6 protein-coding genes and 1 pseudogene are annotated in these 7,195 nt (G+C 74.7%); 4 read left to right on the forward strand and 3 right to left on the reverse strand.

Features of this window, described 5'->3' with window-relative positions; translation table 11 throughout:
• Positions 1–5: 5 nt before the first annotated feature.
• Positions 6–1,673 (reverse strand): signal recognition particle protein, encoded by a 1,668-nt coding sequence (gene ffh, locus G446_RS0105535; RefSeq protein ID WP_026409404.1) that lies wholly within the window; start codon positions 1,671–1,673, stop codon positions 6–8.
• A 306-nt stretch (positions 1,674–1,979) separates the two neighbouring features.
• On the opposite strand from ffh, the gene G446_RS0105540 reads away from it, so the two are divergent.
• From G446_RS0105540 to G446_RS0105555, 4 genes are all read left to right on the forward strand, one after another.
• Positions 1,980–2,939, forward strand: coding sequence for an ABC transporter ATP-binding protein (locus tag G446_RS0105540; RefSeq protein ID WP_051285685.1), 960 nt, complete (start codon positions 1,980–1,982; stop codon positions 2,937–2,939).
• A 20-nt stretch (positions 2,940–2,959) separates the two neighbouring features.
• Entirely contained in the window at positions 2,960–3,790 is an 831-nt protein-coding gene (locus tag G446_RS0105545; RefSeq protein WP_084779018.1) for an ABC transporter permease, read from the forward strand.
• Positions 3,791–3,822: 32 nt separating this feature from the next.
• Complete coding sequence (locus G446_RS0105550) at positions 3,823–4,974, forward strand: sensor histidine kinase (protein WP_026409407.1); 1,152 nt, start codon at positions 3,823–3,825, stop codon at positions 4,972–4,974.
• A gap of 79 nt (positions 4,975–5,053) precedes the next feature.
• The gene (locus tag G446_RS0105555; protein ID WP_026409408.1) at positions 5,054–5,665 is read left to right on the forward strand and encodes a response regulator transcription factor; all 612 of its coding nucleotides are present in this window, start codon (positions 5,054–5,056) and stop codon (positions 5,663–5,665) included.
• Positions 5,666–5,675: 10 nt separating this feature from the next.
• Here the strand turns inward: G446_RS0105555 and ftsY are convergent, their stop codons facing one another.
• Together ftsY and G446_RS20575 are read right to left on the reverse strand one after the other, a co-directional pair.
• Positions 5,676–6,857 carry a signal recognition particle-docking protein FtsY gene (ftsY, locus tag G446_RS0105560; protein WP_026409409.1) on the reverse strand — a complete coding sequence of 394 codons (1,182 nt, stop codon included), beginning with the start codon at positions 6,855–6,857 and terminating at the stop codon, positions 5,676–5,678.
• A 128-nt stretch (positions 6,858–6,985) separates the two neighbouring features.
• Positions 6,986–7,195 (reverse strand): annotated as a pseudogene (locus G446_RS20575) (type IV secretion protein Rhs); the annotation flags it as partial.

A 7,195-nucleotide genomic window follows, 5' to 3' on the forward strand; every position in this document is an offset into this window, starting at 1 on the left:
CGCCCCTACAGGCCCAGGTGGCGGCGCAGGTCCTCGGGCAGGGCGTCCACGGCGTCGGCGACCTCGTCCGCGCTCGGCTGCCCGCCGCGCTCCGCCGCGCTTCGCCCCGGCATGATCCCGTAGCCCTGGGAGGCGTCCTGCCCGCCCAGCCCGAAGGCCGCGCCCCGCCCCGGCGCGCCCGCCGGGGCGGACGTCTCGGCGCTGCGCCTGGCGGCGGCCTCCTTGGCCTGGCGCGCGGCCTTGGCGGGGTTGCCGCTGCGACCCTTCCTGCCGCCCCTGCCCCGCTTGCCCTTGGGGGCCTGGCGGGCCCTGGCGCGCTTGCCCGTGCCGGGCAGGGACCCCATGCCGGGCATGGGCCCGCCCTCCCCGAAGCCGCCGGAGGCCATGGCCTCCATCATCTTCTTGGCGGCCTCGAAGCGGTCGACGAGTTCGTTGACGGCCTGGACGGTGGTGCCCGAGCCCCTGGCGATGCGGCTGCGCCGCGAGCCGTTGAGGATGGACAGGTCCGCGCGCTCGGCCGGCGTCATGGAGCACACGATCGCCTCGACGCGGTCGACCTCGCGCTCGTCGAAGTTCTCCAGGGCCTCGCGCATCTGCCCCATGCCGGGCATCATGCCCAGCAGCTTCTTCATGGAGCCCATCCTGCGGATCTGGCGCAGCTGGCCGAGGAAGTCGTCGAGGGTGAAGGTCCCCTTGGCGAGCTTGGCGGCGGCGGCCTCCGCCTCCTGGCGGTCCAGGGTCCGCTCGGCCTGCTCGATGAGGGTGAGCAGGTCGCCCATGTCCAGGATGCGGCCGGCCATGCGGTCGGCGTGGAAGCGCTCGAAGTCGGTCAGGCCCTCGCCGGTGGAGGAGAACAGGACCGGGGCCCCGGTGACGCCGCGCACGGACAGGGCCGCGCCGCCGCGGGCGTCGCCGTCGAGCTTGGACAGGACCACGCCGGTGAAGCCGACGCCGTCGCGGAAGGCCACCGAGGTGTTGACGGCGTCCTGGCCGACCATGGCGTCCAGGACGAAGAGGATCTCGTGGGGGTGGATCGCGTCGCGGATGCGGATGGCCTGGTCCATCATCTCGGCGTCCACGCCCAGGCGCCCGGCGGTGTCCACCACGACGACGTCGTAGCCGTTGGCGCGGGCGCGCTCGACGCCGGAGCGGGCCACCGCCACCGGGTCGCCCACGCCGTTGCCGGGCTCGGGCGCCCACACATGGACCCCGGCGCGGTCGGCGATGACGCTCAGCTGGGTGACGGCGTTGGGGCGCTGGAGGTCGGAGGCGACCAGCAGGACGCGCCTGCCCTGGTCGCGCAGCCAGCGGCCCAGCTTGCCGGCCAGGGTGGTCTTGCCGGCGCCCTGGAGGCCGGCGAGCATGATGATGGTGGGGCCGCGGTCGGCCCAGTTGATCTCGCGGGCCTGCCCGCCCAGGACGTCGATGAGCTCCTCGTTGACGATCTTGATGACCTGCTGGGCGGGGTTGAGGGCCTGGGAGCGGGCGGCGTCCTTGGCCTTCTCGCGCACGGCGGCGGTGAAGGAGCGCACGACGGGCAGGGCGACGTCGGCCTCGAGCAGGGCGCGGCGGATCTCGGTGACGGTGGAGTCGATATCGGCGTCGGTCAGCCGCCCCTTGCCCCGCAGCGAGGCGAAGGCGGCGGTGAGCCGGTCGGAGAGGTTGCCGAACACGCGGTGTCCTTCCTGGGGCGCCGGGGCGCCGTGTGGTTTTCCGCGCCCGACGGCGATGGCGGGTCTCGCACGGGGCCGCGGGCATGACTGGGGCCAGGATAGCGGGAGGACGGGCTCCGCCCCTCCCCCGCGCCCGGACCGGGACTGAGCCCACACCCGGCCGCGCGCGCCGGGGCCGTCCCGACGCGCGCTCCCGGATCCCCCTCGCCGTGCTCCTTGCGCCGGCCCCGACCCCTGAGATTTGTCATGGGAGAGTGATGACCGATGGGCTACGGGCCGGCGCCGGGGCGGCGCGAACCTGGCGCCATGAGCACAGCAACCCTCCCCGCCCCGGGGCGCCCGCTCCACGCGGGCACCGTGGACGCCGTCAGACTGACCGGCCTGCGCAAGTCCTTCGGCGCCGTCGACGCCGTCAACGGCATCGACCTGACCATCCGCCCCGGCGAGGTGGTCGCCCTCCTGGGCCCCAACGGCGCCGGCAAGACCACGACGATCGACATGATCCTGGGGCTGAGCCGCCCCACCGGCGGCGAGGTGAGCACCTTCGGAATGCCGCCGCGCCGGGCGGTCGACCGGGGCCTGGTCTCCGCGGTCATGCAGTCCGGCGGGCTCCTGCCCGACATCACCGTGCGCGAGACGGTGGCCCTGACCGCGAGCCTCTTCGCCCACCGGATCGACGTCGACGAGGCCATGGAGCGGGCGGGCGTCGCCGACTTCGCCTCGCGGACCGTCAGGAAGTGCTCGGGCGGCCAGCAGCAGCGCCTGCGCTTCGCCATGGCGCTGGTGAGCGACCCGGCCCTGCTCATCCTCGACGAGCCGACCACCGGCATGGACGTGGAGGGGCGCCGCAGCTTCTGGCAGGCCATCCACGCCGACGCCGCGGACGGGCGCACGGTGGTCTTCGCCACGCACTACCTGGAAGAGGCCGACGACTTCGCCGACCGCATCGTCCTGGTGCGCCACGGCAGGATCGTCGCCGACGGCACCGCCGCCCAGATCCGCGCCTCCGTGAGCGGGCGCACCCTGCGGGCCACCCTGACCGGCCCGGCCGAGCGGGTCCGCGGCGCGCTGGCGCCGCTGGCGGCCGGCGCCCGGATCGACGACGTCGAGATCCTGGGCAGCGCCCTGAGCCTGACCGCCGCCGACACCGACGCCGTCGCCGCCGTCCTGCTCAACGAGCGCCTGGCCAAGGACCTGGAGATCACCAGCCGCGGTCTGGAGGACGCCTTCGTCGCCCTGACCACCGACACCCCCGCACGCGCCTGAGGACTCGAAGGAGCAGCAGCATGAGCCGTACCACCCGCACCGTCACCCTTCCCCCCGCCGCCGCCCCGGCCGCGGCCCGCCATCTCGACCCCGGCGCCCGCACGACGCCGCCCCTGGGCGGCCTGAACCGGACCCTCCTGGTGCTCGAGGCCCGCAGGCGCCTGCGCAACCGGCGCTCGGTGATCTTCTCCCTCGTCCTTCCCGTGGCCTTCTTCCTCATGTTCGCCTCGGCCGACTACGCCTCGATGCCCTACGGCAGCGGCAACGTCGTCGCCGACATCATGATCGGCATGGCCCTGTACGGAGCCCTCATGACCACCACCGGAGCCGGGGCGGCCGTGAGCACCGAGCGCGCCACGGGCTGGAGCCGCCAGCTGCGCCTGACCCCGCTCAGGCCCGTGGCCTACATCACGGCCAAGGCGATCGTCGGCATGCTCATCAGCGCGGGCGCGGTCGGCGTCGTCTACGCCTGCGGCCCCTTCCGCCACGCCCGCATGCCCGCGGACGCCTGGGCGTCCACGGCGCTCATCGTGTGGCTGGGATCCCTGGTCTTCGTGGCCTTCGGCCTGTTCATCGGCTACGTCCTCCCCTCGGACAACGCCATGCAGGTCGTCGGCCCGCTCATGGCCCTCCTGGCCTTCCTCGGCGGCCTGTTCATGCCCCTGACGCCGGGCTCCGTCATGGACCGCATCGGCAGCTTCACCCCCATGTACGGCCTGCACGAGCTGGCGCTGTGGCCCCTGGGCGGCGAGACCTTCTCCTGGTGGTGGATCGTCAACATCCTGGCCTGGCTGACCGTCTTCCTGGGCGGAGCCGCCTGGAGGATGGGCCGCGACACCGCCCGCGTGTGAGCGCGCAGCGCGCGAAGGTACGATCCTGCACCGTGACCGCCCGCGTTCTGTCCCCCGATGAGGCGCGGGCGCGCCGCACCTACTGGGTGATCGCCGCGTGGGGGCTGGTGTGGGCCTTCGCCACGCTCCCGGTCGTGCGGGCCGGGCTCGCCGGGGGCGGGCGCGGGGCGCTGGGGGCGGCGTGCGCCGTCGTCTCCTGCGTCAGCCTCTTCATCTCCTGCTCCTCCAGCCTCAGGCGGGTGCGCCGGGGGGAGGTGTGGCCCGGCCGGCTGAACCGGGCGATGCTCGCCGTCGGGGCGATCACCGCCGTCGGAGCGATCGTCGGCGTCGGCGCGCAGGGGCTCCAGCTGGTGGTCTTCCTGACCATCGCCCTCGCCTTCGCCCTGCCCTGGCGGGTCTCCTGCGGCGTCATCATCATCCTGTGCGGCCTGCTCCGCCTCGCCCCGGGGGCCGTGCCGTCGTGGGGGCTGAGCGGCCACGAGTGGATCGCGCTGATCGGCGCGGGGGCGGCCTGCGCCTTCGGGCGCTACACCACGGAGCAGCGGCACCTGGCCCGGGTGCTGGAGGAGCGCACCCACGAACTGGAGATCAACGACGAGCGCAACCGCATGGCCCGCGACATGCACGACATCCTGGGTCATTCCCTGACCGTCATCACCCTCAAGAGCGAGCTCGCCGCCAGGCTCGTGGACGCCGCCCCCGACCGGGCCAGAGCGGAGCTGACCGAGGTGCAGTCCCTGGCGCGCTCCGCCCTGGCCGACGTGCGCTCCACCGTCAACAACTACCGGGAGCTGAGCCTGACCGGCGAGCTGGCGCGGGCGGCGAACACGCTCCTGTCCGCGAACGTGCGCGCCGACCTGCCCCTGACGGTCGACGGCGTCGACCCCGAGCTGCGCGAGCTCTTCGCCTGGGCGGTGCGCGAGGGCGTGACGAACGTCGTGCGCCACGCCCGGGCCTCGCACTGCCGCGTGACCCTGTCCGCCACCTCCATCGAGATCGCCGACGACGGCGTCGGCCTCGGTCCGCCCGGCGCCGCCGACGGGCACGGGCTGGAGGGCCTGCGCCGGCGCTGCCAGGACAACGGCGCCGACCTCGCCCTCGAGTCGCCTCCCGGCGGCGGCGCCGTCCTGCGGGTGAGCGCCCATCGTCCTTCCCCTCGGCCGGCGCGCGACGCGACCGGCTGAGCCCCGGGCGCCCCGCCCCGCCCGGACGCCGACGGCGCCCCGGCCCCAGACGAACCCCGAGTACTTACGGAGATGACCGATGATCCGCGTGATGCTGGCCGACGACCAGGCGATGGTGCGCGGGGCGCTGGCCGCCCTGCTCGCCCTGGAGGGCGATATCGAGGTCGTCGCCCAGGTCGGCAGCGGGGACGACGTCCTGCCCGCCGCGCTGGAGCACCGGCCCGACGTCGTGCTCATGGACGTGGACATGCCCGGCGCCGACGGGCTGACCGCCACCGCCGCGCTCCTGGAGCGCCTGCCGAGCGCGCGGGTCCTCATCGTCACCACCTTCGGACGCCCCGGCTTCCTGCGCCGCGCCATCCGGTCCGGGGCCCACGGGTTCGTCGTCAAGGACGCCCCGGCCTCCGACCTGGCCGAGTCGGTGCGCCGGGTCCATGCGGGGCTGCGCGTCGTCGACCCGGCCCTGGCCGCGGACTCGCTCGTCTTCGGGGACTCGCCCCTGACGGCGCGTGAGACCGAGGTGCTCCAGGCCGCGGCCGACGGCGCCACCGTCGCCGAGGTCGCCCGGCGGGTCCACCTGTCGGAGGGCACCACCCGCAACCACCTGTCCCAGGCCATGGCCAAGACCGGTGCGCCCACCCGGGCCGCGGCGGTGCACATCGCCGCCCAGAAGGGCTGGATCATCCAGTAGGCCGGCGGCCTCAGCTCAGCAGGGCGTCGACGAAGCCCTCGGGGTCGAAGGGCGCCAGGTCGTCGGCGCCCTCCCCCAGTCCGACGAGCTTGACGGGCACGCCCAGCTCCTTCTGGACGGTGACGACGATGCCGCCCTTGGCGGTGCCGTCGAGCTTGGTGAGCACAATGCCGGTGATGCCCACGGCCTGGGAGAAGACCTGAGCCTGGCGCATGCCGTTCTGGCCGGTGGTGGCGTCCAGGACCAGGAGGACCTCGCCCACGGGCGCGATCTTCTCCATGACGCGCTTGATCTTGCCCAACTCGTCCATGAGCCCGGCCTTGTTCTGCAGGCGCCCGGCGGTGTCCACCACGACGACGTCGACGCCGGTGCGGGCCGCCTGGCGGACGGCGTCGAAGGCCACGGAGGCGGGGTCGGCGCCCTCCCTCTCGGAGCGCACGACCTCGACCCCGACCCGCTCGCCCCAGGTGGTCAGCTGCTCGGCGGCGGCGGCGCGGAAGGTGTCGGCGGCGCCCATGAGGACGGTGCGGTCCTCGGCCAGGAGCACGCGGGCGAGCTTGCCGCAGGTGGTGGTCTTGCCGGTGCCGTTGACGCCGACCATGAGGACGGCGGCGGCGGGGGCGCCGTCGGCCTCCTCCCAGCCCGCGGCGGGCTCGGGGCGGGTCAGGGTCAGGGAGCGGTCCATGGTCGGGTCCACCAACTCCAGCAGCTGGGCGCGCAGGACGGCGCGAATGGCCGCGGGGTCGGAGGTGTCGAGGACCTTGGCCTGGGTGCGCAGTTCGTCCATGAGGGAGGTGGTGACCTCGATGCCCAGGTCGGAGGTGAGCAGGGTGTCCTCGATCTCCTCCCAGTCGGCCTCGGTCAGGTCCCCGCGGGACAGGACGGCCAGAATGGCCCGGCCGAAGCCGCCCGCCCCCGCCAGGCGCGCGCGCAGGCGCTGCATGCGCCCGGGAATGGACTCGGGCCGCTCGAATTGCGGCTCGGCGGGCGGCGGGGCCTCGATGAGCCCCGGCTCCTGCGCCGCCTCCACCGCCTCCGTCGTCTGCGCCGCCTCCACCTCGGCGGCGGGCGCGGCCGGGGCCTCGATCCGCGGGGGCTCGCGCCGCCGTCGGCGGGCCGAGAGCGCGAACCACAGCCCGCCCACGACGAGGAGGACGGCGATGACTGCTAGAACGACGTACAGGGGTTCCATGGCCCCATCATGCCCGATGGGGGCGCGTCCGGCGGGTGCGGCCGATCACGGGCGGCGTCGACGCCGGTGCGGGCCGCCTGGCGGACGGCGTCGAGGGCCGCGCCGGACCGGCGGGGCGGCGCGCGCCGTCAGCCCTCCGCCGGGGGCGGGAACGCCGGTGGAAGAGGGGCCGCCGAGACCGGGACCCGGACGACCGCCGGGGACGGGGCGACCGGGGCGACGGCGGGGACGGCCTCGGTGACCGGGGCCGGATCGGTCTGGACGAGAGGAGGGGCGGGGGCCGGATCGGTCTGGACGAGAGGAGGGGCGGGGGCCGGATCGGTCTGGACGAGAGGAGG

Source organism: Actinomyces dentalis DSM 19115 (assembly GCF_000429225.1).
Taxonomy (GTDB): Bacteria; Actinomycetota; Actinomycetes; order Actinomycetales; family Actinomycetaceae; genus Actinomyces; species Actinomyces dentalis.

Coding starts and splice junctions, on each gene's coding strand:
- ftsY (WP_026409409.1), bottom strand. CDS start 6,857: ATGGAACCCCTGTACGTCGTTCTAGCAGTCATCGCCGTCCTCCTCGTC.
- G446_RS0105555 (WP_026409408.1), top strand. CDS start 5,054: ATGATCCGCGTGATGCTGGCCGACGACCAGGCGATGGTGCGCGGGGCG.
- G446_RS0105540 (WP_051285685.1), top strand. CDS start 1,980: ATGAGCACAGCAACCCTCCCCGCCCCGGGGCGCCCGCTCCACGCGGGC.
- G446_RS0105545 (WP_084779018.1), top strand. CDS start 2,960: ATGAGCCGTACCACCCGCACCGTCACCCTTCCCCCCGCCGCCGCCCCG.